22 protein-coding genes are annotated in these 25,064 nt (G+C 53.2%); 6 read left to right on the top strand and 16 right to left on the bottom strand.

The genetic code is table 11. The features are described 5' to 3' along the window. Positions 1–5: 5 nt before the first annotated feature. On the top strand, positions 6–251 hold the full coding sequence (locus D9A02_RS19540; protein WP_120499117.1) for a sarcosine oxidase subunit delta: 246 nt from the start codon (positions 6–8) through the stop codon (positions 249–251). Continuing rightward, positions 248–3,112, top strand: coding sequence for a 2Fe-2S iron-sulfur cluster-binding protein (locus D9A02_RS00965; protein WP_120499116.1), 2,865 nt, complete (start codon positions 248–250; stop codon positions 3,110–3,112). The genes D9A02_RS19540 and D9A02_RS00965 overlap by 4 nt, the downstream gene beginning before the upstream one ends. A 602-nt stretch (positions 3,113–3,714) precedes the next feature. Here D9A02_RS00965 and D9A02_RS00955 read toward each other — a convergent pair. The 3 genes from D9A02_RS00955 to D9A02_RS00945 are packed head-to-tail and all read right to left on the bottom strand — an operon-like array spanning position 3,715 to position 6,037. Further along, complete coding sequence (locus D9A02_RS00955) at positions 3,715–4,425, bottom strand: IS6 family transposase (RefSeq protein WP_120499114.1); 711 nt, start codon at positions 4,423–4,425, stop codon at positions 3,715–3,717. A gap of 31 nt (positions 4,426–4,456) precedes the next feature. Next, complete coding sequence (locus D9A02_RS00950) at positions 4,457–5,203, bottom strand: AraC family ligand binding domain-containing protein (RefSeq protein ID WP_162932916.1); 747 nt, start codon at positions 5,201–5,203, stop codon at positions 4,457–4,459. A gap of 33 nt (positions 5,204–5,236) precedes the next feature. Next, positions 5,237–6,037 carry a hypothetical protein gene (locus tag D9A02_RS00945; RefSeq protein ID WP_120499112.1) on the bottom strand — a complete coding sequence of 267 codons (801 nt, stop codon included), beginning with the start codon at positions 6,035–6,037 and terminating at the stop codon, positions 5,237–5,239. Positions 6,038–6,375: 338 nt separating this feature from the next. Here D9A02_RS00945 and D9A02_RS00940 point away from each other — a divergent pair, with 338 nt between their 5' ends. From D9A02_RS00940 to D9A02_RS00930, 3 genes are all read left to right on the top strand, one after another. Continuing rightward, a complete protein-coding gene (locus D9A02_RS00940) occupies positions 6,376–7,338 on the top strand; it encodes a LysR family transcriptional regulator (RefSeq protein ID WP_120499111.1) in 963 nt (320 codons plus the stop codon). A gap of 104 nt (positions 7,339–7,442) precedes the next feature. After that, the gene (locus tag D9A02_RS00935) at positions 7,443–9,143 is read left to right on the top strand and encodes a hypothetical protein (RefSeq protein WP_120499110.1); all 1,701 of its coding nucleotides are present in this window, start codon (positions 7,443–7,445) and stop codon (positions 9,141–9,143) included. Next, positions 9,140–9,874, top strand: a complete 735-nt coding sequence (locus D9A02_RS00930) for a DUF3726 domain-containing protein (RefSeq protein ID WP_120499109.1) — start codon at positions 9,140–9,142, stop codon at positions 9,872–9,874. Before D9A02_RS00935 ends, D9A02_RS00930 begins: the two co-directional genes overlap by 4 nt. Before the next feature lie 460 nt (positions 9,875–10,334). On the opposite strand, the gene D9A02_RS00925 is transcribed toward D9A02_RS00930, so the two are convergent. The 7 genes from D9A02_RS00925 to D9A02_RS00895 all read right to left on the bottom strand — a co-directional run bounded on the left by D9A02_RS00925 (position 10,335) and on the right by D9A02_RS00895 (position 18,618). Beyond that, complete coding sequence (locus tag D9A02_RS00925) at positions 10,335–10,652, bottom strand: copper-binding protein (RefSeq protein ID WP_120499108.1); 318 nt, start codon at positions 10,650–10,652, stop codon at positions 10,335–10,337. Between the two features lie 33 nt (positions 10,653–10,685). Beyond that, the gene (locus D9A02_RS00920; RefSeq protein WP_120499107.1) at positions 10,686–13,865 is read right to left on the bottom strand and encodes an efflux RND transporter permease subunit; all 3,180 of its coding nucleotides are present in this window, start codon (positions 13,863–13,865) and stop codon (positions 10,686–10,688) included. Then, positions 13,862–16,054, bottom strand: coding sequence for an efflux RND transporter periplasmic adaptor subunit (locus tag D9A02_RS00915; protein WP_120499140.1), 2,193 nt, complete (start codon positions 16,052–16,054; stop codon positions 13,862–13,864). Before D9A02_RS00915 ends, D9A02_RS00920 begins: the two co-directional genes overlap by 4 nt. Positions 16,055–16,138: 84 nt before the next feature. Next, positions 16,139–16,504, bottom strand: a complete 366-nt coding sequence (locus D9A02_RS00910) for a hypothetical protein (RefSeq protein ID WP_120499106.1) — start codon at positions 16,502–16,504, stop codon at positions 16,139–16,141. Positions 16,505–16,619: 115 nt separating this feature from the next. Further along, positions 16,620–17,465, bottom strand: coding sequence for a copper resistance D family protein (locus D9A02_RS00905; protein WP_120499105.1), 846 nt, complete (start codon positions 17,463–17,465; stop codon positions 16,620–16,622). After that, the gene (locus D9A02_RS00900; protein WP_120499139.1) at positions 17,465–17,806 is read right to left on the bottom strand and encodes a copper resistance CopC family protein; all 342 of its coding nucleotides are present in this window, start codon (positions 17,804–17,806) and stop codon (positions 17,465–17,467) included. Before D9A02_RS00900 ends, D9A02_RS00905 begins: the two co-directional genes overlap by 1 nt. 62 nt (positions 17,807–17,868) lie before the next feature. Continuing rightward, positions 17,869–18,618: a MauE/DoxX family redox-associated membrane protein gene (locus D9A02_RS00895; protein WP_120499104.1), complete on the bottom strand. Its 750-nt coding sequence runs from the start codon at positions 18,616–18,618 to the stop codon at positions 17,869–17,871. A gap of 97 nt (positions 18,619–18,715) precedes the next feature. On the opposite strand from D9A02_RS00895, the gene cueR reads away from it, so the two are divergent. Continuing rightward, positions 18,716–19,099 (top strand): Cu(I)-responsive transcriptional regulator, encoded by a 384-nt coding sequence (cueR, locus tag D9A02_RS00890; RefSeq protein ID WP_120499103.1) that lies wholly within the window; start codon positions 18,716–18,718, stop codon positions 19,097–19,099. Between the two features lie 339 nt (positions 19,100–19,438). On the opposite strand, the gene D9A02_RS00885 is transcribed toward cueR, so the two are convergent. From D9A02_RS00885 to D9A02_RS00860, 6 genes are read right to left on the bottom strand one after another with little or no spacing between them, the layout of a single operon-like run. Then, complete coding sequence (locus D9A02_RS00885) at positions 19,439–20,116, bottom strand: GntR family transcriptional regulator (RefSeq protein WP_162932915.1); 678 nt, start codon at positions 20,114–20,116, stop codon at positions 19,439–19,441. Next, complete coding sequence (locus D9A02_RS00880; RefSeq protein WP_120499101.1) at positions 20,104–21,069, bottom strand: threonine/serine dehydratase; 966 nt, start codon at positions 21,067–21,069, stop codon at positions 20,104–20,106. The genes D9A02_RS00885 and D9A02_RS00880 overlap by 13 nt, the downstream gene beginning before the upstream one ends. 2 nt (positions 21,070–21,071) lie before the next feature. Beyond that, positions 21,072–21,887, bottom strand: a complete 816-nt coding sequence (locus D9A02_RS00875; RefSeq protein WP_120499100.1) for an aspartate dehydrogenase — start codon at positions 21,885–21,887, stop codon at positions 21,072–21,074. 33 nt (positions 21,888–21,920) lie between these two features. Continuing rightward, positions 21,921–23,336: an amidase gene (locus tag D9A02_RS00870; RefSeq protein ID WP_120499099.1), complete on the bottom strand. Its 1,416-nt coding sequence runs from the start codon at positions 23,334–23,336 to the stop codon at positions 21,921–21,923. A 4-nt stretch (positions 23,337–23,340) separates the two neighbouring features. Continuing rightward, positions 23,341–23,544 carry a hypothetical protein gene (locus D9A02_RS00865; protein ID WP_120499138.1) on the bottom strand — a complete coding sequence of 68 codons (204 nt, stop codon included), beginning with the start codon at positions 23,542–23,544 and terminating at the stop codon, positions 23,341–23,343. 57 nt (positions 23,545–23,601) lie between these two features. After that, complete coding sequence (locus D9A02_RS00860; RefSeq protein ID WP_120499098.1) at positions 23,602–24,780, bottom strand: Xaa-Pro peptidase family protein; 1,179 nt, start codon at positions 24,778–24,780, stop codon at positions 23,602–23,604. Positions 24,781–25,064: the final 284 nt, after the last annotated feature.

The raw sequence follows: 25,064 nt of genomic DNA, 5'->3' as shown, positions 1-25,064 counted from the left end.
CGTAAATGCTACTTATCCCCTGTCCACATTGCGGCCCGCGTGATCAAAGCGAATTTTTCTATGGCGGCACCCATGCCCCCCAACCCGCGTTGAGTGCCAAATCGGTTAAGTGGCACGAAGCTATACACCTGCGTGCCGCTAACCCGGAGATTCAGGCTGAGCTTTGGTATCACGAATCAGGCTGTGCTCGCTGGATCTATCTCAGGCGTGACTTAAAAACACATGAGTTCAGTTTAGAGGTTAAGTTATGACACAACCCTTTCGACTCCACGGTGTCGGCCTCGTTGACCAATCAAAGCCAATTTCATTTACATTCAACGGCAAAGAACTTCAGGGATGTGCTGGTGATACACTGGCCTCAGCGCTGCTGGCGAACGGTCTGCATCATGTCGCCCGGTCGCTCAAATATCACCGCCCACGCGGAATTCTCAGTGCCGGTTTGGAAGAACCTAGTGCGCTCCTGTCTGTACGTGATGGACAAGGAAAGACTCCAAACCTGAAAGCCACCGAGGTGGTCTTGCGCGAGGGATTGGGCGTGAGCAGTCAGAACCATTGGCCGTCTTTGGATCACGATGCTGGGGCGTTGTTGCAGACAGGATCGCGGTTACTGTCCGCTGGGTTCTACTACAAAACTTTCATGTGGCCGCGAAATGCGTGGCACCATCATTATGAATCGACCATCCGGCGTATGGCGGGACATGGCACCACCGACCCGACAGCTGACCCGAGCCTTTATGACAAACGTTACCTGAACTGTGACATTCTGGTCATCGGCACCGGTGGGGCGGGATTGGCAGCGGCAGCGACTGCTGCGCATGGCGGTGCAACCACTGTTGTGCTGGAACAAGATTTCAGAATGGGTGGTGCATTGCTGGCTGGCGATGCCGCTGCGCATGCACTGGCTTTAGATGCCGAAGCAGAGTTGAAAACACTTTCCAACGTTACATCTTTAACCAGTACCCTTGCCTTTGGCATTTATGATCACGGTATGGTCCACGCCGTTCAAATGCGACGCGACAATCCCTGCCGCGCAATCATGTGGAAGATCCGCGCCCGCCGCATCGTGCTGGCGAGCGGCGCTATTGAGCGGCCACTGGTGTTCCCCGGCAATGACAGGCCGGGAATCATGCTGGCCAGTGCAGTGCGCAGTTACATCCGCCGCTTTGCCGTAAAACCCGGGCAACGCGCAGTGCTGGCCATTGAATGCCCTGATGCGCAGGCCGAAACAGAGTGCAGGCTTGCAGAGGTTGGCATCAAAATCGCGGGCACCGTGGATCCGGGTGATGAGTTGATCGGCACGAGAGGTGGCAAGCATCTATCAAGCGTCGCAGTGCGCCGTGCCAACGGGCATCGAGAACGGTTGGCCTGTGACTTACTTTGTGTATCAGGAGGTTGGACAGCAGCCGCGCATCTTTATGCCCATGCAGGTGGAAAGCTGGCCTATCGCGACGGACTTGGTCAGATCCCAGCGAGCCCACACCCAGTTGTGATGCCCATTGGTGGTGCACGCGGAACCTTTGACAAAGATCTGGCAGCTGATGAAGGCCGTGCCGCCGCCCAGCAGTTGATGGGCGATCTGAAAATAAATGCACCCATGCCTGCCAACCTGACTGAGCCAATTCCACGGCAGAGTCAGAAAATTAAAGCTGGTAAAGGCAAAGCGTTTGTTGATCTGCAAAATGATGTCACCCGCGGTGATATCATTCAAGCTACTTACGAAGGCTACCGTGATGTCGAATTAGTTAAACGTTATGTGACATTGGGGATGGGAACCGATCAAGGAAAAACCAGTTGGGCCAACGGCGTGGATGAAATTGTAAGCGCACTCAAAATTCCTGCTGCTACAATTGGCCATACAACATTTCGGCCACCATATTCTCCTGTTACAATCGGTGCACTGGTCGGGGCGGAAATCGGACAGGCTATGCACCCAATCCGGCGCACGCCTTTTCACCACGCCTTTGAGGCTCTAGATTGCCAGTTCCAAACTTCTGGCGATTGGCTTTATGCACGCTATTTTCCTAAACCCGGCGAAGATATGCACGCGGCGATCACTCGTGAGGTGCGCGCTGTTCGCACTAGCCTAGGCTGTGTCGATATGTCGACCTTGGGAAAATTCGACATTAGCGGCAAAGATGCACATGAATTCCTATCTCGTCTCTATTGCAATAACATTGCTACAATTGCACCGGGGCGGTTGCGCTATGGGTTGATGTTGCGCGAAGATGGGATTGTATTTGATGACGGAACTATTGCCTGCCTAGCATCCAATCATTTCCTTGTAACGGCAACCACCAGCAATCGCGACTCGGTCTGGCGGCATATGCAAAAGTTGGCACAGGTTGACTGGCCTGATCTGGATGTTCAGCTAACTGATGTCAGTGATCATTGGGCATCACTCGCCATCGCGGGGCCACAGGCCCGTGTGCTATTGCAAGCGTTGTCACCTGATTTTGAAACCGCGCGTGAGGACTTCCCTTTTGCGGCTATCCGGGAAGGTAAGCTTGGGGGTGATCTGCCGGTACGGGTGTTTTCAGTCAGTTTCTCTGGTGAGCTGAGTTATGAAATAAATGTGCCCGCGTCCTATGCTAAAACCCTACTGAACCGCGTTCTGACCGCGGGGGCCGAATGGGATATCACACCTTACGGGTTGGAAACCTTAGATGTGTTACGGATTGAAAAGGGCCATCTTTCTATCGGTACAGAAATTGACGGGCGACGCACACCTGCCGATCTTGGGCTAGGACGTATGGTTTCAAACAAGAAGGATTTTGTTGGAAGTGCCCTATTGAACCGCGTGGCTCTTCAGTCAAACACTCGCCTTCAGCTTGTTGGCCTGACGCCGGTAGATGGCAGGTCATCTATTCCGCTAGGCGGGCACATTACTGCGGAGCCATTAACCAATGGTCCCCAGAAAACTCAAGGCTACCTTACCGCCGCTATCGACAGCCCAACGATGGGCCATTCCATAGCGTTGGCGTTTATGACAGGCGGATTATCCCGAACTGGGAAAACAGCATGGGTTGTCTCACCAATCGCGAATACCTCGGTTGAGGTTACAATAAGCTCACCACACTTTTATGATCCAATAGGGGAGCGGTTGCATGGATAGTTTAGCTACAAGATTTGGGGCGACAGATGCGTTGGGCCCCTTCGGGTTAGGATTGCAGTTGTTCGAGCAGCCCTTCAAAATCCATATTTCACATGACACTGGTGGCTGTCCCAGGATGGGCAACAAGACGAATGTTTCAAACGTACTTTGCCTTCGTCACTGGCCGGATCGGATTTGGTGCATCTACGATCCGAACCAAACGATGGAGGGGGGAACGGACATAAGCCATGGTCAAGTAATCCTGCGTTTGCGTGGATCCGGCGCGCTAACGTTTCTCACGGATTACACACCAGTCGATTTGTGCAGAGAGCCAATTTGTGCTGCTGGAACTGTGCGTTCCCACATAGGTCGCATGCCAGTAGTGATGTGGTGGGACATCACGAGTGACATCCATATCGCAATTGAGCGCAGCTATGCACAATCTTTGGTGAACCTCCTAAGGGAATACATTAAACGGCGCACTACCGAGGAGCATCAAGACTGAAGGGTTTTGTCGCAAACTTTCGGCCTTGATTGCCACAAGAGATACGTTCAGACACGATATGTCTTCAAGGCATTGTCAGGTTAATTTTCTGAAGAACAACCAATGCATGAAAATAGTATCAGGCTGCCAGTTCTTTGGCGCAGCCGTTCCAATGTTCGAAAGCGGTGGCCCGTTTCTGGCGATAGGTTGAGGCAGTCATCTTGTGGCGGTATGGACGGAACAGGTTAGCGGTTTCATCATGGACGGAGAGGAATCTCTGGGCCTGACGAGCTGACTTGAACCTGCCCTGTATCTTTTCTCGTTTCCGCGTCGGTCTGTGCGACCCTTCTATACGATTGTTCAATCCCTTGTGCGCCCGATGCTCCACATCCAACTCAAGCTTGCGTAGAGCCGCACCGTAGCTGCGGAGTTTGTCTGTCACAATAACGCGGGGCTCGCCCCAGCGGGCCATTAATCTGGAGATGAACCGTTTAGCAGCCCGTGTATTGCGCCGAGTTTGGACCAGAATATCAAGGGTTTGACCGTTGCTGTCCACTGCACGCCAAAGCCAGTGTTTCACACCCCGGATCATGATGACTACTTCGTCGAGATGCCATTTATCGCTGGACCGATTGCGGCTTGCGCGGATCCGTTTCGCGATTCCAGGACCGAGTTTTTTAACCCACGCGCGGATCGTTTCGTAGCTGACGGTAATACCTCGTTCAGCGAGCAGATCCTCAACATCCTGCAAGCTGAGAGCAAAGCGATGGTAGGCCCAGACCGCGTAGGAAATGATAGAAGTTGGGAAGCGGTGACCCTTCAGGCGGGATGGGGAGATCGTACAAATCATCGGAGTGGGCTACGTATGTGTCGGCCACAGGTCAACAAGTTGACGATGCCCCTGTAAGTGATGTTATCAAATCATTGAGGTAACTTGGAGAAACTGACAGATGTTCGGCTAAGCGCCCAACAGCAGGCAATCCTTTTGAATAGGCTTCCCCACCGTCAAAGTAATTATCAAAGAAGGCATCAAGCTGCGAGAGCACATCCGTATTGTTCTTTTTCCGGGTCAAGAACTGGCGATTGTAGAAGCGGTTGACATGGCTAAGCAGCAGGTCGAGTTGAGAAATCATGACATCTTGGCTAAAGACATCGATCCGATCAGAATATTCTTCATGGAGTTGCTGCATAAGGTTCAGCAACAGTTGTTCTTCGCGATCAGATAAGTGCAGTGCTTCATCTACATCGTATGAAAAGAATCCGTACTTACCGATTTTTTCTGATAGCGGGTATCCCGATAAAAAGTCGGGATGAAAAACAAGCATCCAGCCGGTTATGTTGTCGTCTGGATGAGCCTGCATCGCCATAACTTGATGCGGTTTGACAAGGGCAAGAACACCCTCGTCAAAATCGTAGCTCCGGTGCCCGTAACGAACCTTGTTTCGAAGTCCGCGTTTCAGTGATACCGTGTAGAAACCATATGAAAATCGTACCAGTTCTTCATAGTCGCTAAAGTCCAGATCATCCAACCTGATCAGGCTGACAAGTGGATGCAATGGTTTTGCCAATTCCAAGTTGCGATGCAACTCTGAGATTGTGGCGACATGTTGGACTTCGGTGTGTTTCATCATATGGCACTACACTAGCATTTTTTGCGTAACTTAGTTCAACGCTTCGTCAAAATTCGAAATCGGGGCGATCTCGACGTAGGAGAACAGAGCATAGCCATCACGTTTTGGTGCGAAGCTGGTTCCGTCGATACCTGCGTTGACCAAGATGCCAGCCTGAACAGTTTCAGGAAGATTCATTCCATTGGGGCGGAAGTGACCATTGCCGAATTCGCTGACGGGTTCGTTAATCCCGTTGCCAAAAACTTCCATCCCTTGCTGCAGCGCTTGCTCATGCCACTGGCCATCGGTGAAATAGTAGCTGCGAAGCTCATCTCCGATCCGGGCAACACGCAGTTTCATCGGCTCGGTGTTTTCTTCAGGCAAAAGATAGAGCGTTGAAAGCGAGTGAAAGCCTGCATCGTAAAGCGGGTTTTCTTCTTTGGGAATGCTCATGGGGCGGGTGACCTTCAGCTCGCGCCCGTAAAAACGGTTCTGAAAGCCAATGTTGAACATAAGCCAGTTTTCATTGCCTTGAGTGCCGCCCGGAGCGCGGACAATCAAGCCAGCGGACGAGAAATTGCCTTCAGGTAGCCCCGCTTCGCCATCTTTGCGATGCATCGAAACCTCAGTTTCGATCATGAAGTCGCCAGTCACATCTTTATAGAGAAGCGGCCCCTGGCTGTCGGAGAACCATCCGATGCCTTCGCCATCGCCGACGACCTTGAGCCGTCCATCTTCGATGGTCAGTTCTTCATGTTTCGATGGATCATTGTCTTCGAGTGACGCGATCATATCATCGGCATCATACCGAACGGCTTTGGGTTCATCTGCGAAAGCGAGTGTGGTGGTCATAAGAATTCCTCCGGCAGCGACAATTGTTGATAGATTTTTCATCTGCTTGGCCCTTTCGTTTGAGCTGTTACTGATGAGGAACTTATTTCCCTACCGCTGCTGCCGTCTTTAGCTGAGATGTAGCCGAATTGGGTAAGATGTAGCCGGATGAAGGACCACGCAGCGCTTATTAGTGACTTTAGGTTTCGGCCCTAAACCGACATTCGCGTCAGTCTAAATTCACCTATCCGGCTTCCCGAAAGCCGACATTGGTGCTCATTGCAGCATTTGTGAGTGGAACTGGCGCATGGACGTTTTGTCCTGTTCAACGTGAATCCCAAGACAGGTATGCTGACAACATGGAAAATAAGATCGCCCGCAACCTTTCACTTAAGCAATTCCGCGCTTTTGTCAGCGTAGCCAAATGCGGGTCCTTTAGTGAGGCAGCACAGGAACTTGCAATTTCACAACCTGCCCTTTCACTGAGCATTCAGCAGTTTGAAGAGATCGTTGGTGTCCTGTTGCTTTCCAGGACAACCCGATCCGTTTCTTTGACACCTCTGGGGCAGGAGTTTCTGCCAAAGGCGGAAAAGATACTGGCGGATGTGGAAACTGCCATTCTTTCAACCCGCACAAGCGCGGAGAAACAGAAAAACCGTGTCAGTGTCGCGGTATTGCCCTCCGTCGCCATTCGGGTCTTGCCGCAAGCCATTCGCAGCTATTTACCGCTGGCGCCCGAGGTGAAAGTCCACATGCAAGACGACAATGGTCGCGGGGTTGAGGCACAGGTTCTTAAAGGAGAAGCGGATTTCGGAATATCCAACAGCTGGTCTGACAATGCGGAACTTGAATACAGGCCGTTCCTGCGGGACCAGGTCGGTCTGATATGCCGAGGTGATCACAAACTGGCGCGACGCAAAAACCCTTTGACCTGGTCCGACTTGACGGATTTATCCTTTGTCGGCATGGCGCCAGATACCGGAACCAGCCGCTTGACCAAAGGTGTTGAGGGCTTGCCAACTTGTGTTCTATCGCCCGATTCCACCGTACTCACGATTGCCGCATTGGTCGGTATCATCGAAAGCGGTGAAGCGGTTTCTGCCCTGCCCGCGTTGGCGGCCCCGGATTATCTAAATCCATCGCTGGTTTACCGGAGTCTTTCTGAGCCGGTACTGTATCGGAAACTGCAGCTTATCACCCCGAAAAACCGCCTGCTTCCCTCTGCCGCCGGTAAGTTCATAGAATTTCTGCTTGGCCAATCTCATGAAATTTCTTCAATGTTTCCGAACTATACGGTGAAACCGGTCACGTCTGCGGCATGATTTATTTATTTTCCAAATAAACAGTTCGATTCTTCAAATTTTACTTTGCCCTCCTGTTGCGCGAAGCAGTTTCCGAACGCGCCATTTGCCAAGGAGGGCACAACATGCTCGCAGCTCTATCAGAAAGAATGCGACCCGAATCCGAGGTCATGGACCTTGTCAGGCTTGGGTCATTGCATTCCTCTACGCTCAGCTTCATGCGCACGCTTGTTCGGCGGATCATGAAAGAAGAATGGACCATCGAACGGTCGCACTTTGATCTCGACAATGACGGATATGGCACCGCGATCTACCGGGTTGAGACACCCAATAACACTTTCAACTTCGTTCTCTTTTCCAATCTCCTTTCCGACGAAGATCGTAACGACCGGGTGATCGCGACAAGCTGGGATCTGACCATGGCACTGTGCGAGGGCGAGGTGGACGATGTCTGGCTAGAAGACCTGCGCCGTAACGTGCCCAAGCAGGAAGCCGGCCGGGTTGATGCGCGCGTCTTCAGCCTGTCGCGCGCCAATCGCAGCTCACGTCTCTTCAATTACGTTCTGGAAGAGCTCTGCGACGGTCGCCAGCCGGATGCCGACCGGATTGCCGAAGTCGGCTACCTGTATCGCACGACAGCGGTTTATGGCAGCGGTAAACTGGGCATGGCGGACTGGAACAAGGTGCGCAGCAAATTTGCTGATTTCAACCGCCCCTTCGCACCGGAAATGTTCATCTGCTACATGCTGCGCCAGTTCAGCCTGGATCAGGTCGACCATATTGCCAAGGCGCGCGCGCCTAAGACAGCGGTGGCGTTAGATGATCGCCTGAAACGCTTTTTCGGGATCGGCAACTCAACCGGACTGGGTATGGCCCCCTATTTGGTGAACCATGGCGAGCTGTTCAGCCAATGGGTGGAGATGCGGGAAACCGCGTTGGCGCAGGTGCTGCACAAGGCGGCCCCAACCGAATGGCGGATCAACCTATTTCACGAGCTTGTCCAAAAAGCGAAGCAGCACTTCGCTGAAAGCGTCACCGGTGACGACGAACAGATCGAGCGAAATCGCGTGCTGATCGCAGAGCTGGACGAGGTGACTGCATGGGCATCAGGCCAGGGCGACACGCTGGAGACCTGGTCGGTCCTGTCGGACCATGCCCGCGACGTCTGGAGTCTTGAGACGCAGGAATTGATCCACGCCATCTGCTTGGAAATTCACCCCGAGCTGGTGAATGATCTGGAAGAAGGTTTTGCCGTCATTCCCAACCCGGTGATCGATCCGGCCATGACGACAGATGCGCTGCGGCACCTAATCGAAACTCGATACGATTGGGCGTTGGCGATTGATTTTTCCGACCCGAGCAACTCGGACGCCTTCTGGTATCGCTCAGAGGAAAAGCTGGAGCCGCGGCTTGGCTTTGCCGAGGCCGATCCTGGGATCGAAAAGCAGATGCCCCTGCCGATCGGGCGCCGCGTGCGCGAGTGTTATGATTTGTTGGTTGAGGACCTTGCCGAACAGCCTGACAGCGACGTGGTACACTTCCTGCTTCGGTGCCCTGCGATGAAAAGCATTGTCCGTCGCATTCAAACGATGTCGCGGCATAAGTACGCGGAAATCCGGGCCAACTTGGCGGATCGCAATGTACGCCCGATGGATCTCTTGCGATGTAAGCTTGCGTTCTTCGGCGTGGGCAAGTTTGATCCGCGCTCCAAATTATGGGTACGTAACACCATGTATCAGGGCGCCCCCCTGATCGACGACATCGGCCAGACATACGAAAGCTGGTTCCTGCCACTGAAACCCGAAATGAAGGAGGCCCGGGCATGAGAGTGTCTCGCAACGAAATGGTCGCGGCCCTGTCGCGCGCTTACGAAGGTGCTGGTCATCAAATCGGTGATTACGAAGACGCAGCCCAACTGGTCACATGGTCTCATATGTGCGGATTGGGCAGTTTCGACCGCATCGCCTTGCCACCAATAGGTCCGAAAGGCGGCGCAACCCCTCGGTTGGTGTTTGAAAATGACGGTATCGCCGTCATCGATGCTGGAGGAGCGGATGTATGCGAGCATGGGTCCCTGGCTGCCCATCTGGCTTTTTCCAAGGCACAGAAAGCGGGCTTCGCCATCGTCGAACTCGCCAATTGCCGTTATCCCGATCTGATCCTGCGTTGCCTATCGCTGGTCGCGCAGCAAGGCGTCTTCATTGCCGCCTATTGGACGGACAAGGCAGGGTCGCACGGTGCCAGCTTTGAGCGCGGGGAGATATTTCCACACTACTGGCGCGTGGAAAAATTTGACGCGGGTAAGGAGTATTCAACCGTCACGATCATCTGCACCACTCAATCGGCCTTGCTGGCGGACGCGGTAACCCGTCAGGCGGAGCTGCCGGGCGTGAAGCGGATTGAGAATTCGACGGCACAGCTTGCAGCAAACTTCGATCTCTCGCTGGAACAGGGCATCGCGGTACGGCCCGACCATTGGGATGCCTTGAATGCTGCCGCCTGGCCAATACTCGTGCCCTCGGGTTCGCATTCCCGCGCAGGCGCCGGACCAGGCTGAAGCTTGTCGACTAGGTCCGTCTTTGACTCGATTTGACCCGGACAGACGGATCAATTCTACAAACAGCGCAGGCGATGAGCCAAATTGGCTTATCGCCTGTTTCACAAAATGGATCAACTGGGTGTCCGGACAAACAATCGGATGAAATCATGTCGGATGACGTGCAAGGTCTTCTTAGCGTTGCTGGTCGATCAGACACGGCCCACAGCCGACATTCGATGCGTCAAATTTTGACTGATCGATTTCCTCGAACCAGACATTCGTGCAGGGTGCAGCATTTCGATTTACCAGATGACTGCAACGCGGGACTAAACCGCCATTATTCAATAGGAGGTGAATGGCTGCTTTGGGCGACGATCACCTAGGAATTTCCGCAAGAAACACCCAACCGCTGAGCACTCGATGAGATTACCGAGAATATCTCCGGGAAACTATCAGACGTCTTCGATTAAAGATTGGCTTACTCTGCAGGTTTGAGCGACCGTATTGCATACATACCATCCTCTCCTTTTTCGAGTGTGATCAGCGCGCCCTGACTTTCTTCAACGCCCCCGACCTCTGCCCCTTCAATCAACTGCAGGTCCATCGTCATTGCAGGCCAACCGATTTCAGGGATGGGACCGTGTGACAAGTTAACCGTATTACCGACAATGCTATTGATGATGGCTTCCGTTTGCACACCGTCATGCTTGGCTCCATGGATGGAGTGGTCTTCCTCGGCGGATGCATTTGCAACTAATAGAGCGACGAAGGTCATTGTCAGGATTGAGTTGCGCATGATGTTCTCCAATTAGAATAAAATATTGACGGGTTATTCTCCCGGAGCAAAGACAGTCTCGTTTGGTGGATCGCTCGCCATCAGGCGATTTGTCTTGCGCAGGCTGACGCGTTTCCAGATCACAAAGATCGCGGGAATGACGAACAGCGTCAGGATCGTGGCAGTGGCCATACCGCCAATCATAGGGGCAGCGATGCGCTGCATAACCTCTGACCCCGTACCTGTGCCGTACATGATCGGAATGAGGCCCGCAAAGATCGTGGCCACTGTCATCAGCTTAGGACGAAGCCTTAGGAGTGCGCCTTCGAACACGGCCTCCTCGATATCATCACGCACCAAGGAACGCCCTTCTGCCCGCGCTGCCTGGACGCGCTTGTCCCAAGCCAGATTGAGATAGAGCAGCATTACGATTGCCGTTTCTACGGCCACACCAGCTAGGGCGATGAAGCCCACGAGCACCGCAACTGAGATCGCAAAACCAAGATACCAGATCAGCCAAACGCCACCTGCTAAGGCTACGGGTAAGGCCAGCATAATAATGGCCACCTCTGTCACCCGATTGAAGGCCAGGAACAGCATCAACACAATGATCAGCAAGGTGGCCGGCGCAACAATGGACAGCTTTTCCTGTACGCGTTCGATATATTCGTACTGTCCGGACCAGGAGAGCGAATATCCCGGTGGCAGTTCGACGGTTTTTGCCACATGGGCGCGCGCTTCGGTGACATAGCCACCTAAGTCGCGACCGGCAATGTCGATGAACACAAACCCAGTCCGCCGGGCGTTTTCTGAGCGGATCATACCTGGCCCATCTACCAGCTTGATATCGGCTACGGCCGAAAGTGGAATATGTGCACCGGAAGGCGTGACCATCGGCAAGTTTGCCAAGCGATCAGGACTGTCACGCCAATCGCGCGGATAGCGCAGGTTGATCGGAAAACGTTCCAGCCCCTCAACGCTTTCGGCAATAGTTTGCCCGCCAATGGCAGTCTGCACCACTTGCTGCACCTCGACAATCGAAAGAGCATATCGGGCGGCAGCAGCGCGGTCGATGTCGATTTCGATATAACGTCCGCCCACCGGCCGCTCTGCATAGGCCGAAGTGGTGCCAGGAATATCGACAACAGCACGCTCAACCGCCACGGCGATTTCTTCAATCACGTCCAGGTCGGCCCCGGATATCTTAACACCCACGGGTGTTTTGATGCCCGTTGCCAGCATGTCGATCCGGTTCTTGATAGGCTGTATCCAGACATTCGTGACACCAGGCACCTGCACCCGCTTGTCCAATTCGGCGCGGATATCATCCATCGTGATACCAGGGCGCCATTCCTCCAGCGGTTTGAGCTGAATGGTTGTTTCGATCATCGTCAGAGGAGCCGGGTCGGTGGCGGTGTCCGCACGGCCCAATTTGCCATGCACATTTTCGACTTCGGGCACCTCACTAATCAAACGATTGGTCTGTTGCAGCACCTCGCGTGCCTTGCCTATGGAAACACCGGGATAAAGCGAGGGCATGTAAAGGAAATCGCCCTCGTTCAAGGCAGGCATAAACTCAGTCCCAAGACGTTGGGCGGGGTACCACATTGAGGCCACCAATGCGCCAGCCAAAAGAGTTGTCGCCCAGGGCCAAGCGACTGCTGCATCAAGGAATGGCCGGTATAACCATTGGCAGATCACGTTGAGCGGGTTACGCCGTTCGGGAATGATACGTCCTCGGATGAAATACCCCATAAGCACCGGAACCAACGTAACGGACAGGATGGCAGCCGCCGCCATGGCATAGGTCTTGGTAAAGGCGAGTGGCTTGAATAGCCGTCCTTCCTGTGCCTCCAGCACAAAAACCGGAATGAAACTGACCGTGATAATCGCCAGCGAAAAGAACAGCGCCGGGCCCACTTCGGCAGCCGCATCACCTACTACTTTCCATCGGTTTTCGCGGGTAAGCTTGCCGTCTTCGATCTTTCGGTGCATCGCCTCGATCATCACAATGGCTGCATCCACCATGGCCCCAATGGCAATGGCAATTCCGCCCAGTGACATTATGTTGGCATTCACGCCCTGTAGGCGCATCACCACAAAGGCGGCCAATACGCCAAGTGGCAGGAATAAAACGATCACCAACGACGAGCGCAGATGCAGCAAGAACGCGCCGCAGACGAGAACAACGACAATAAATTCCTCAGTTAGCTTGCTCTGCAGATTGTCAATCGCCCGTTCAATCACGCCCGAGCGATCATAGGTGGTCACGATCTCGACACCTTCCGGCAAGGAGCCTCGCAACTCGTCTATCTTTTCTTCCACGGCCTGAATCGTGGTCAGAGCATTTTCACCCCAACGCATGATCACCACCGCCCCTACGGCATCGCCTTCACCGTTAAACTCGCCCACACCGCGACGCATCTCGGGGCCAAGACGGATTTCCGCGACATCCCCAAGGGTCAGTGCGGCACCGCGTTCATTGACCAACAACGGGATGGCTGCAAGGTCATCAAGCCCATTCACGTAACCTGTGGCGCGTACCATATATTCGGCCTCGGCCATTTCAATGACGCTACCACCAGTTTCGCGGTTGGCCATATCAATGGCCTGCAACAATTCAGACAGCGGTACATCAAAGGCGCGCAGCTTATTTGGGTCGACGACAACCTGATATTGCTTCACCATGCCACCAATGGTGGCGACTTCTGATACACCCTCGATGGTCTGCAACTCGAACTTCAGAAACCAATCTTGAATTGCTCGGAGCTGAGAAAGGTCATGCCCACCCGTGCGGTCGATCAATGCATATTGGTATATCCAGCCCACACCGGTCGCATCTGGCCCTAATTCTGGATTTACACCTGCAGGAAGCCGGGATTGGACTTGCGCGAGGTATTCCAAGACACGCGAGCGCGCCCAATAGAGGTCGGTTCCATCTTCGAAGACCACATAGACATAACTATCTCCGAAGAAGGAAAAACCTCGCACGTCCACAGCACCGGGAACTGCCAGCATGGCGGTGGCAATGGGATAAGTGATTTGATCCTCAACCACCTGAGGAGCCTGCCCCGCGTAAGGTGTTTTGACGATCACCTGGACGTCAGACAGATCGGGGATGGCATCCACTGGCGTGGTGCGCGCGGCCCAAAACCCGGCAACCCCCAGCATGAAAGCCAAGACGATCACGATGAAACGATTGGCAATAGACCAACGGATGAGCGCTGCAATCATGATCCCCCCTCCGACAGGCCTTTGAGGGTGAGGGATAGATCATCTCCCTGTAAGAGTAAGAGGCCGGTTTCCTCACCAAGCGGAAGCGAAGTTGGGTCCAAAGAGCGGTCCAACGGAAAATCCATCGTCATACCCGGCATCTCAATCTCAGCAATTGGCCCATGCGTGATATTTACGGTGCCTGCATCCGTGTCGATGCTGTTGACGGTACCCATAACCTTCATAGGTTTGGCCGTGGTCTCATAGGATGTCAGGATCATCGTCATCCCGTCCGGGCGTGCGAAGGTCAGCAGCAATTCCTGATCAACGGGCAGATTGTTCGGATCAACATCATCTGCCAGATCAAACGCCATCATCATACCGGGCATTCCAATCTCGGTAATCGGACCATGGGCAATCATCGCTTTGCGCGCTTCGGTATCGACGGATTGGATAACCCCATCCACCACAATGGGAGGGGCAGCAGCCTCAGTCGATATTTCAGACACTGGCTCTTTCTCCATCATCGTTTGCATGCCTTCGGCGCGCACGCCTACGATCACGTAAAGCCCGTCTTCACCTTGAGCGAGGTCAAATTCCACGTTGGCATCCAATGGAATCTCGGTTGTGTCCAGACCGGCCACACTCATGTCCATCTGCATGGCGGGCCAACCCAGTGCAGGAATAGGGTCGTGACTGATGCTCAGTTTACCATCCGGTGTGATTGCATGAACCACTCCCACCCCGGTGGCATCCACACCGTCATTCCGACCAAGCGCACTGATTGCCAATAGACCGTCTGCCCCCCGAAAGACCTTGAACTTCACTTCGTCTCCAATGGTCAAATTATCGAGGTAAACGTCCGAACGAATGGCAAACTCTGTTTCAAGCGCAGGCCAATCCAATGAAGGGATCTCTTGATGCTGGATCACGGCGATACGGGAGTCGGGAGCGAAAGCAGTCAGAATGCCCTTGGCCTCCACCGGCTCGGCCTCTGTCGGGGCAAACCGGAGCATCCCCGCATTCAATGCACTTTCACTGTCGATCAAGAACTGTGCTGAAGCAACGACTTCGTCACCCGGGGCAAGACCCTGTTCAATCACAGTGCGGCCTTCGGCACCGAAGCCCTCTCGCAGACCGGTCGTGACAAGGCGGGGGCGGAATGTCCCTTCGTCAGTTTTTAGAATAACGCGTTCGGCGCGCCCTGTGCGGATTACAGCTTCGGATGGGACTGTCAGCGCCTCACGTGTTGTGCGCGGCAGAAGGGCGACATTTGCAAACATGTTGGGTCTAAGGATGCGGTCAGAATTGTCGAACCGCAGCCGGACACGCAATGTGCGGGTCATGGCATCTAACTCAGGGAAAATATAGTCAATTTCGCCCTCAAAGACGCGGTTGGGGATATGCTCAAAATGGGCTTCGGCCAACATATCTGTCGACAGCCTCCCGATATCGCGTTCAAACACGTCCACAAGCAGCCAAATCGACGACAAGTCTCCCAAAGACATAGCCCGCGTGTTTGGCTGCAGATACATGCCATCAGCGGCAGTCAAATCAATTACGACCCCCTCCTGTGGCGCGTAGTACCTGATGCGTTTGGCGGGAACAGACGCTTCTGCCATCTCTTTGATCTGGCGGTCACTGACGCCAAAATTCTTAAGCTTGGAGCGTGCAATGTTAATTTCATCCGTATCCTTGCGTTTGACAGCGCGGATCAATTCTGAACTGGCCACCGTAATTTCCGGGGCGTAGAGATCAAACAGAAGCTCCCCTTGCCCAACTGGATCGCCTTCAGCGCGCACTTCAAGGCGTTCGATCCAGCCTTCTACACGCGTATGAATATGGCTCGTGGCATGTTCGTCATATCCGACAAAACCCACGGTCTCGATACGCTGTGCAACCTCCTGAACCCGAGCAACTGCGGTGCGAACACCGATGGTGTTCACCTCGGCGGCACTTAGGCTTACATTCTCTGGATCGCCAGAAGGCTCATCACCTTCATAGACTGGAACCAAGTCCATCCCCATTGGGGATTTTCCCGGGCCGTCTTTGCGAAAATTAGGATCCATCGGAGCGACCCAATAGAGGACCTCCGATCCGGCATCGGCAGCGTTTGTTGCCATCGAATTTTGTTCGCGTTCATACCAAACGCCACCTGCGGCACCCGCTCCGAGTGCCAAGATCACCAATGCAACGTATCTTCCACGCATACTTTCGTCCTGCTTTTGACGCGCGGACACAGAAAGACCGCGCAGTGAAAGCCCAAGCAAGCGCAAGGGCGGTTTGTCAGAAGGTCAGACGTGTTTTGGAGGTTTTTTCGCGCTTTCAGGCTCTGCCTTATCGAGTAGCAAGTTAGCAGAAGGGCGGATCTGGCAAGTTACGACACCAGTTAAAGCCGGAATTGACGGAACGGAAATTCCACCTGTATGGCAGCAGGCGATCATCGGGCAATTCGCGTGGTCTTCGTGCATCGACCCATGATCGACATTGGTCGTATCATGGGCGCTGTGGTCCATGTTTGCATGGGCCGAGTGCTCAATCCCCGTAGCATCCGTAATCATCGTGCTATGCGCCTGAGCCATACCATAGCCGCTCAGTGAAACACTGAACACAACAGCAAGTAGGCTTGCTTGAATGATGAGCCACTTTAAAAGACGCATGTTGTTTCAATACCCCAAATTTGCATGCATACCAAGCGCGAACGCCTTAACTTTACTGTGATTGGCTTAAACCAAGACACGGTCAACGGCGTTAATCTTGATCTCATCGTGAACCTTATGAAGGCAAATTCAAAACAGATGTAAGGATTGCCGTGACGAATAGAATGAGGACAACGGCCATCCATTCGAACGAGATTGACCGTGATAGATGCAAAGCAGCATTAGCTTCACCAACCATCAACTGCGGAACGATGCGTAACTTGTTCAACGCTCCGAGGCCCATAAGAAATGAAACAACTATAACCTTCGCGATGAGAGCTTGACCGTAGCCAGTGCCGATCAAAGCAGAGATTGATCCAACCAAAACATAGCTCATGACAATGCCTGCCAGAATGAGAAGCGGTACAAAAACTGCAGCCAAACGGCCAAAACGATCCCCAAGTTCAGCGGCTTCGAGAATGGCCCGCTCTTTTGCCAACCCCTTCAAAGGGGCAAGGATGCCGATCCATAGCGCGATGCCCCCTAGATGGACAAACAACAGCGCGTTCAACCACAGTATGTCGCGGTTTGGTACGTGGCCGACGGCAACGAAAGACCACAACGCAAGAACACCGCCAAGTGATGACATCCAAATGCCTGGGCGACCGAACAACAAACCAGCAATCAAAAGAGCCAAACCAACAAGGCGATAACTCAAAGCAGTTCCCACTGGCGTGTCCCAAAGTAGGCCCAGCATTTCAAGGTCCATCATTCCACTGGCATCACCCGTCAGGGCCGCGCCACCTAGTCCGAAGCTGGCGACGGCACCGATCATCCCAACAACAGCAAAGACCATGGTGAAGGCTTTTATATTTACAACTTGAAAAATCACGGCTGCAAAAACCGTACCTGTGGATGTCAGCACTCCAAGGTACAGTAGAAACTTCGCGGCAATCGCGGCCAGTCCCCAGATATCTGGCACTATTTCTCTACCGTAAAGCTGAACGTTCCATTCATCGGATGACCATCGTTGCCAAGGCCGCGCCATTCAACTTGGTAGGTTCCTGCGCCCACCGAGTGCATTGGAATGGTGTAGTCAGAAACAAAGCCGCTGTAGCCATCAAGATCGAGGTCAGTTTCATGCTCCGTGTGAATTAACGTCAAACGAGTGAGGCGAATGCTGCCTGTAAAATTCAGGATGATTTCACGAGGAGCTTCTGTGAGGGTCGCGCCGTTCGCAGGTAACGTGGTTTCCAGTGGTGAATGTGCTGATGTCGATGTGGCCCAGATCATCGCGAGACCCGTCAAGAGTGTTTTCTTCATCAGTGTTCCTTTCATGTCCCTCAGTTATATCCTTGGTCTTTTGGATTTTCAGTGTTTTGGGGTCACAATTTTGAAATCATCCACAAAGCCATGCCGACCATCATCAGATTTTCCGTTAATGAGACAAAACCGAGTGGGACTTTGCTATCTCCGCCGACGCAAGCACATTTGAGTTCACGCTTGTCGATGTAGACCGCTTTGAAGACGCTGATCGCTCCGATACCAGCCACGAACAACGCTGCCGGAGCTGATATCCATGTCAAAACGCCCGCCATCATCAACAAACCTGCGCCAGCCTCAACAAACGGGTAGATATACCCGTACCGCACCCACCGTTGCGCCAACAGATCATAGTTTAGGAACATGGTCGCAAAGCGTTCCACATCCTGAAGTTTTTGCAAGCCAAGCAGAACCATCGAGATCGAAATAAAAAACTCAATTATCCGCCCTGAAAATACTGAACCCGTGCTGAGCCAAGTGACTGCGATGGCCATCAAAGCCGCGATTGTGAAAAGCGCAATTACGGGCTTATAGGTCGTGGCGTCTTGTGCATTAGTTGTTATGCCAAGATGCTTACTCAGATCATCATAGCCACCGATGCGCTTCCCATCGAAAAATATTTGAGGGGTTGTCTTGACCTTATGCTCTGCCATGAACGCATCCACTTCTTCCCGATTGGTCAAGTGGTGATCCTCAATGACAAAGCCGTGTCGCTCCAGTAAGTCCTTCGCCTTAAGCCCATAGGGACACATGTGATCGGCCATCACCATGCGATGAAGAGTAGCCGTCTTTATCGATGTATCTTTTGGCATTGGTGCCATCCTCTATTCGTCCGCGTTGAGCGGTCTTGAAGCGCTAATGACTTGGATATAATCTTTCCAGTAACTGGAAGGTCAAGAGGTTGTGCCAATGAATATTTCTACTGCGTCCAAAGCCGCTGGGTTACCCGTCAAAACCGTTCGCTATTATGCTGATATCGGTTTGGTAGAAGCGCCCTCACGTTCAGAAGCAGGCTATCGTACCTACGACGATATTGCAGTACGCAAGCTGATGTTTGTCCGCAGATCGCGCGAGTTTGGGTTTAGCATCGAAGAGTGCCGTGAACTTCTGAGCCTTTATCAGGATCAACACCGCACCAGCGCGGAAGTTAAGCGGATTGCTTCCAAAAGACTTGAGGAAATAGAAGAGAAACAGCGCGAGTTACAATCCCTGCACGATGAACTCGCGCATTTGGTGACCTCTTGCCGTGGAGACCACCGACCTGATTGTCCGATAATCGACTATCTGGGCTAAGTTTTCCAATAAGCGGCCATTTGTTTATTGCACAGCATTTGTGACTATGGGCTCAAAGCGGACATCTGATGATTTTTATTAGGGAAAACCTGCCAAACAAACCTGCAATGGCAGCTTAGCGGACTTTCCCGACCTTCGATTTCCTGACCTTGCTGTCGCAGCATCTATTCGCAGGCGTAGCGAGTAAACTGTTGCGACGCGGCGCGTGTCGCCAAACCGGTCGTTCGCCGGCATATATTTAGCTCGAACCGGGACCTTACTTTCGCCGCATCGTGTGTGGATACGGTGGACGCAGACTTCGCCGCCTTTTGTTCTGCTACGCCCTGCTGCCACACTGAGCTATCGCACTTTCTTCAAATGGGCCAAAACTAATCCCAGATGCGCTTTATGAATCGAAGAGGCTAGTTTGATATCCCCCAGTTCCAGACTGCGGTATAGCATCTCCATCTCATGAAGCAGCTCATCGGTCTGCTCGTCAAAGTCGACGTCGTCCAGCAGTAAAAACCAGAACCGGGCGGATTGATAGAAGAGCGTATCGTTGAACTCTCTCAGGATCTGGTTGCTGACTAGCCCGTGGAGTATCTCGTGCAGCCTGATGATAATGCGCGCGAATTCTTGCTTGTCGCATGTAACTCTCAGTTTTTGACAACGCCCGATCAGCGCTTCAACACTTTCAAGTATGGAGGCCTCGATTTCCACTGGCGTTGAGTCTGCGACCGCATTCATTAGGTGCATACGGATGACATAGATGTCCCGCATAGCCCCTAGGTCAATCGGAGCCACGACTGTTCCGCGGCCATGTTGACTGATGATGAAACCGTCATTCTCGAGGCGTTGCAGGACAGATCTCAACGGTGTTCTGCTGATCCCAAATTCCTGGGCCAGATCACGCTCATTCAACCGAGAGTCGGGCTCGTAAGTCAAAAGACAGATGCGTTTTCGCAGAATTTGATAAATCTCTGCTTTACTGTAACGAATGGCCTCTCGGGCGCTCTCTTTGTATTTCACATTATCCACCGACAAAAACTCTCCCTGTCGACGTTTCCGCCGGATACAATGGCGACGACAACTTTGCCCGCCCAATCTTGTCTTCTCTTCACTGCGGCCGAGACTGCAACTGCGCCTCCGGGTTCTGCAACAATCTTGAATTCCTCGAAAAGGGCTTTCATGCCTGCTATCACCTCTGCCTCTTTAACAACGAATCCCTCAGAAAGCAGCTTTTGATTGATAGCGAATGTAAGCTTCCCGGGGATTTGGGTCACGATCGAATCGCAAATCGAAGAAATGCCCGGCGTGTTAGCAACTCGCGTCGCTTGCGCCAACGATCTCGCCGTATCGTCGAAATACTCCGGTTCGACGGGGTGAACAGATGTCCGTTCACTGAGCGCTGCAAAGGTAGTCGCCACGCCAGCGATTAGACCGCCGCCTCCGACAGGACAAAAAAGGGCGTCAGGACGAATGTTCAACTGCGCAAGTTGCTCAATGATTTCCAGACCAACAGTCCCTTGGCCCGACATCAAGACAAAATCGTCGTATGGTGGGATCAATATCGCCCCGGTGCACCCCGCGATGTCGCTCGCGATCATTGCGCGATCCTCTTTTTCACGATCATAGGTGATGACGTTCGCACCATACTCTGCTGTGCGCTGCAGCTTTATGGTCGGTGCGTCCGACGGCATAACAATGCTTGCTTGCACATTGAGCATGGAGGCCGCCTTTGCCACCCCTTGCGCGTGGTTTCCTGAAGAAAAAGCGACAACGCCAGCGGCCCGTTCCCGGGGTCTCAAAGTTGCGATTTTCGTATACGCCCCGCGAATTTTAAACGATCCGGTTTCCTGAAGACATTCCGGCTTGATTATCAGCCGAAACCCAAGCTTTTGGTTCAACAATTCAGATTCAAGCAACGGAGTGACCCGGCTGACGCCTCGCAATGTTTCCGAAGCAGCACGGATCATATCGATTGTCAGCATCTTCAGGTCCCGATTCGCAATGTTGCTGACTGGTTTTGTAGCATCGCTATGACGCTCAATGGCGTAATCCGGCCGGTTGCCGGATTTTTAGCGGAGGGCCGACCTTGAATCGCGACCGTGAAATCCGAACTGTCAGAGGTGACCCTTACCGTGTGAGTGTTGCGATCCAGAGTTGGGTCTGCCCAAACTTCCATGCGAGTCCGGTCAGGGCCAATACCCGCAAGGCTGAGTGCGGCTGCTACGTTGACGTTGGCTGGAAACACGCGCGCCACCTCGGTGACGGATCCTTCGATAATCCTAACCGCTTCGGTGATCCCGGTCAGGTCGATCTTTTCTTGGGCTAGATAAGGAGCTTTGATCAAACCGGCAACGGGTTTACGGGTTTCGATGACGACCGAATGAATCTCGCCAACCGCGGCCGCTTTGAGGGCATCAAAACCAAGCATTGCGCCGGAAGGAACGACGATCCGCGCGCCGTGTTCTTGCGCGTGCGGGATTAAATCTTGATGCTCCAGGAGCTGGCTGCAAGACAGCACGATCAATACCTTGCCAGCCGACAGAACAGGGCGCGCCAAATCAACGAATAATGCCGGAGGGAGGCCCTCTAATACCCAATCGCACTCGTTTGCCAATTCGCCGAAACTCATGAAAGGTACAGGTGTCGACAGCGTAGCATTCAATGCGTCCGACCGCGCCTGGCTACTTGCAGCGATACCCGCCAGTTTGAACCCCGGTATATCGCCGCGGCTCAACGCTTGGGCCACGGTGGTTCCAATTGCGCCGGTTCCGGCAATTCCAATTTTTTTTATGTTTCCCATAGGCCCTCAAGTTTGATGATGTTTGTCTGGCAATCAACCGGCGCCACCGTCAATCTTTGGCAACGCAATTGCGAACTCATCGTTGCGTTCGATGGAGTGACCAACCTTGAGGATTGTACTCTCTTCGAAGTAACGGCCAACAAGTTGCAGCGCAATCGGCAAGCCCTCTGAGTGCATGCCGCAGGGCATTGTGAGGGCTGGATGCCCTGTCATGTTGAAGAAGGTTGTGAAGCGGGTGATCGCATTCCCGACTGCTTCTTCCACACCGTCGCGAATGGTCTTCACCGTTCCAAGTTTTTGTGCAATTTCCGGTGTTGCTGGTGTCAAGATCACGTCGACATCTTCAAACAAAGCGTTGGTTTGCTGCCGATATCGTTCAATAAATCGCCTGGCGCGTACGTAATGCTCGGCCAACAGGCACTGACCGAGCGCCAAACCTGCGCGAAAGTCTTTCCCGTAAAGCTCTCCCCGCTCTTGCAGGTATGCGGAATGCGCGCTTAGGGCTTCTGGCATCTGAACGGTTAGCGAAATAGTGCGGCTGTGTTCCATGTCCGGAAAGGTAACAGGCCGCAATTGCGCGCCGCGCTCTGAAAGGTGTGATTTGACCCGTTCCACCGCTTCCAAGATTTCCGAATCGGTGCGCTCGTAATAGAAATTCGCAGGGATACCCACGCGCAGACCCATAATGTCGCCACCAAGGTGCTCGGCATAGTTATCGACAGGGTGATTGGATGATGCCGGGTCGCGTGGGTCAAAACCGGCAACGATACCCAACAGATCGGCGCAGTCGGTGATGGTACGTGTGATCAGGCCTACATGATCCAGTGTCCAGCAATAGGGCACGACACCGGTAGTTGGCACGCGTCCAATCGTGGGTTTCAGTCCGACCAGGCCATTTAGGGCCGCGGGTGCACGCACTGATCCACCTGTATCCGTCCCCAAGGCGGCGGGCACCAAACCGAAAGCGACGGCAGCGGCCGAACCGCTGGAGGATCCCCCTGCAAGACGCATCGGATCATAGGCGTTGACACAAGTGCCGTAGACGTCGTTTTCTCCGGTTGCCCCATAGGCAAATTCGTGCAGGTTGGTCTTGCCCATGCTCAAGGCACCGGCGGCACGCAGCTGCCTGATCGTGAATGCATCTTCCGAGGCAACCCGGTCGTGAAACACACGGGATCCGGCTGTTGTCAACACACCTTCAACATCGAACAGATCCTTGCTGGCAAATGGAATGCCGGCAAAAGGTGATATTGCAAGGTCTTTAGTCGTAAGCCTTGCTGCGTCCTCAGCTGCAGATTTATCCGTGACGGTGATGAACGCGTGAGAGAGATCATTGAAACGTGTAATGCGGTCAGCGAAGGTTTCAACAAGTTCACTGGGCGTTATCTTTCTCGTATCAAGGAGCCGTTTCAAGGATCGTACGTCAAGGAATGGAAGCTCTTCCGTCATGGGTTTATCTTTTCTGAACTGTAAGCGCGGGGGGCGTTGTTCCAAGGTCGATCTGTCGCAATGTTTCCAATTCGTCCAGAAGCTCTTGAAAACCAGTGATTATGCCCAATTTAGGCTCCACCAGTTCATCCAGTTCCTCTTCGGTCCACGTATGGCTCGCCATTTGTGCGCACACGTTGGTCAGGGTCTGTTTGGTCAATGGTTTCATATGCATTATCCGTTCCGGGGCACGAGGGAGAGCGCACCCCGGAGCAATTGGAGTCCCTCATCGAATGATGAGGGTCTCAGGTGTTTGATTGGTCAGAACTTCAGCACCGTTCTCAGTCAACAACACTGTGTTCGAAATGAAATAATCAACCACATCAGTGTTAGTGAACCAGGAATGGGCATGAAAAACCATGCCAACTTCGAGCGTGCGTTGTGAATTCGGGAACAGCGATGTCACCATTGATCCGCCTGTCCAGCTGGGCGGGAAACCAATGCCGACCATATAGCCGCAATGATGACGTTCGTAATCATGCAGGCCAGCAGAAGCAGCAACGTCCCGCCAGGCTGCGTATGCGTCACCAGCTTTGCCCCCCGGTTTCAGTGCACCGCAAATCGCCTTCATCCCGTCGATCGCCAATTCGGCGGATTTTTCAGCCCCCTCTGGCGCAGATCCTACATAGACCAAACGTCCCATCGGCGCCTGATACTTGCGATAGGCGCCACAAGTTTCCATGAACACGGCATCACCATTGTGAAAGATGTCACCGCGCCATGTGGTGTGTTCTTCACCCAGCCGGGTTGTCGGGCGAAAAAATGGTCCGAAGCCGGGGTATTCGCTTCCCTCCAGGATCGTCTTGTGGTGGTAGGCGGCAGAAATTTCATAATCTGATGCGCCGTCTCGCACCGCTTCGATCGCGGCCAGAGTGCCCAAATCAGCGGCACGCGCCGCGGCACGCGTGTACTCCATTTCCAAAGGCGATTTGACCTGCCGAAGATCGTCGATGATACCGGAGGCGTCGATCCAGTCTGCCTCGGCGTTGCCTGTCTGGATCAGTTCCGCATGACGAGGGGTTAGAAACAGGCTGCGCTTTTCTATTCCCACGCGCCCACCCTTCAAGCCCAGATCAGACATGGCGCGCAGGACATGATCCGAAAGTTCTTCATGATCCTTGTGCCCATAAAAGCGCGCATTCGAGACTTGGTTGTCAAAAGTAATCTTCTCCATCGCGCGACAGACAAGGCCCATCTCACCATTTCGGTTCAGCACCAGAACATGCGCAGCGAAGAACCCCCAGTGATCCATCCCGGTCAACCAGTAGATGCTTTCGGGTACGGAAATCAAAATCCCATCTAGGTCGTTAGCCGACAGGGCGGCAGAGGCACATTGAACACGTGCGGATAGTTCCGAAATGGGAAACGGAGCCGTTCCACCGGGTTCTTTTTTTGCAACGTTCATGAAGACCTCCTTTTGGGTGTGGTGATGAGAAAAAGAAATTAGGTACACCAATAAATTGATATAGTGGCGAATTGCAAGAGTAATTCTCCTAATATCGGCACTAAATCGAATCATCTTGTGCTTTACATTTATATAGGTATACCAATCAAGACGCATCAATGTCCCGGGGAGTGCCAAAAACCTCACGCTCGCATCCCAGCAATTCGAATACCGCAGCCGAGATGTGTCAAAGACGTCCGTTGCTGCGACGAGAAAAGTCAGCCTGTTTTGTCTTCGCCCGACAA

The organism is Roseovarius sp. EL26 (assembly GCF_900327775.1).
In the GTDB taxonomy this organism is placed as follows: Bacteria; Pseudomonadota; Alphaproteobacteria; order Rhodobacterales; family Rhodobacteraceae; genus Roseovarius.
The sequence above is the reverse complement of the archived record's forward strand: the minus strand, read 5'-3'. Positions and strand labels throughout refer to the sequence as shown.

Excerpts from the sequence above, each read along its gene's own strand:
- D9A02_RS19540 (WP_120499117.1), top strand. The coding sequence starts at position 6 with ATGCTACTTATCCCCTGTCCACATTGCGGCCCGCGTGATCAAAGCGAA.
- D9A02_RS00965 (WP_120499116.1), top strand. The coding sequence starts at position 248 with ATGACACAACCCTTTCGACTCCACGGTGTCGGCCTCGTTGACCAATCA.
- D9A02_RS00955 (WP_120499114.1), bottom strand. The coding sequence starts at position 4,425 with ATGATTTGTACGATCTCCCCATCCCGCCTGAAGGGTCACCGCTTCCCA.
- D9A02_RS00950 (WP_162932916.1), bottom strand. The coding sequence starts at position 5,203 with ATGAAACACACCGAAGTCCAACATGTCGCCACAATCTCAGAGTTGCAT.
- D9A02_RS00945 (WP_120499112.1), bottom strand. The coding sequence starts at position 6,037 with ATGACCACCACACTCGCTTTCGCAGATGAACCCAAAGCCGTTCGGTAT.
- D9A02_RS00940 (WP_120499111.1), top strand. The coding sequence starts at position 6,376 with ATGGAAAATAAGATCGCCCGCAACCTTTCACTTAAGCAATTCCGCGCT.
- D9A02_RS00935 (WP_120499110.1), top strand. The coding sequence starts at position 7,443 with ATGCTCGCAGCTCTATCAGAAAGAATGCGACCCGAATCCGAGGTCATG.
- D9A02_RS00930 (WP_120499109.1), top strand. The coding sequence starts at position 9,140 with ATGAGAGTGTCTCGCAACGAAATGGTCGCGGCCCTGTCGCGCGCTTAC.
- D9A02_RS00925 (WP_120499108.1), bottom strand. The coding sequence starts at position 10,652 with ATGCGCAACTCAATCCTGACAATGACCTTCGTCGCTCTATTAGTTGCA.
- D9A02_RS00920 (WP_120499107.1), bottom strand. The coding sequence starts at position 13,865 with ATGATTGCAGCGCTCATCCGTTGGTCTATTGCCAATCGTTTCATCGTG.
- D9A02_RS00915 (WP_120499140.1), bottom strand. The coding sequence starts at position 16,054 with ATGCGTGGAAGATACGTTGCATTGGTGATCTTGGCACTCGGAGCGGGT.
- D9A02_RS00910 (WP_120499106.1), bottom strand. The coding sequence starts at position 16,504 with ATGCGTCTTTTAAAGTGGCTCATCATTCAAGCAAGCCTACTTGCTGTT.
- D9A02_RS00900 (WP_120499139.1), bottom strand. The coding sequence starts at position 17,806 with ATGAAGAAAACACTCTTGACGGGTCTCGCGATGATCTGGGCCACATCG.
- D9A02_RS00895 (WP_120499104.1), bottom strand. The coding sequence starts at position 18,618 with ATGCCAAAAGATACATCGATAAAGACGGCTACTCTTCATCGCATGGTG.
- cueR (WP_120499103.1), top strand. The coding sequence starts at position 18,716 with ATGAATATTTCTACTGCGTCCAAAGCCGCTGGGTTACCCGTCAAAACC.
- D9A02_RS00880 (WP_120499101.1), bottom strand. The coding sequence starts at position 21,069 with ATGCTGACAATCGATATGATCCGTGCTGCTTCGGAAACATTGCGAGGC.
- D9A02_RS00875 (WP_120499100.1), bottom strand. The coding sequence starts at position 21,887 with ATGGGAAACATAAAAAAAATTGGAATTGCCGGAACCGGCGCAATTGGA.
- D9A02_RS00870 (WP_120499099.1), bottom strand. The coding sequence starts at position 23,336 with ATGACGGAAGAGCTTCCATTCCTTGACGTACGATCCTTGAAACGGCTC.
- D9A02_RS00865 (WP_120499138.1), bottom strand. The coding sequence starts at position 23,544 with ATGAAACCATTGACCAAACAGACCCTGACCAACGTGTGCGCACAAATG.
- D9A02_RS00860 (WP_120499098.1), bottom strand. The coding sequence starts at position 24,780 with ATGAACGTTGCAAAAAAAGAACCCGGTGGAACGGCTCCGTTTCCCATT.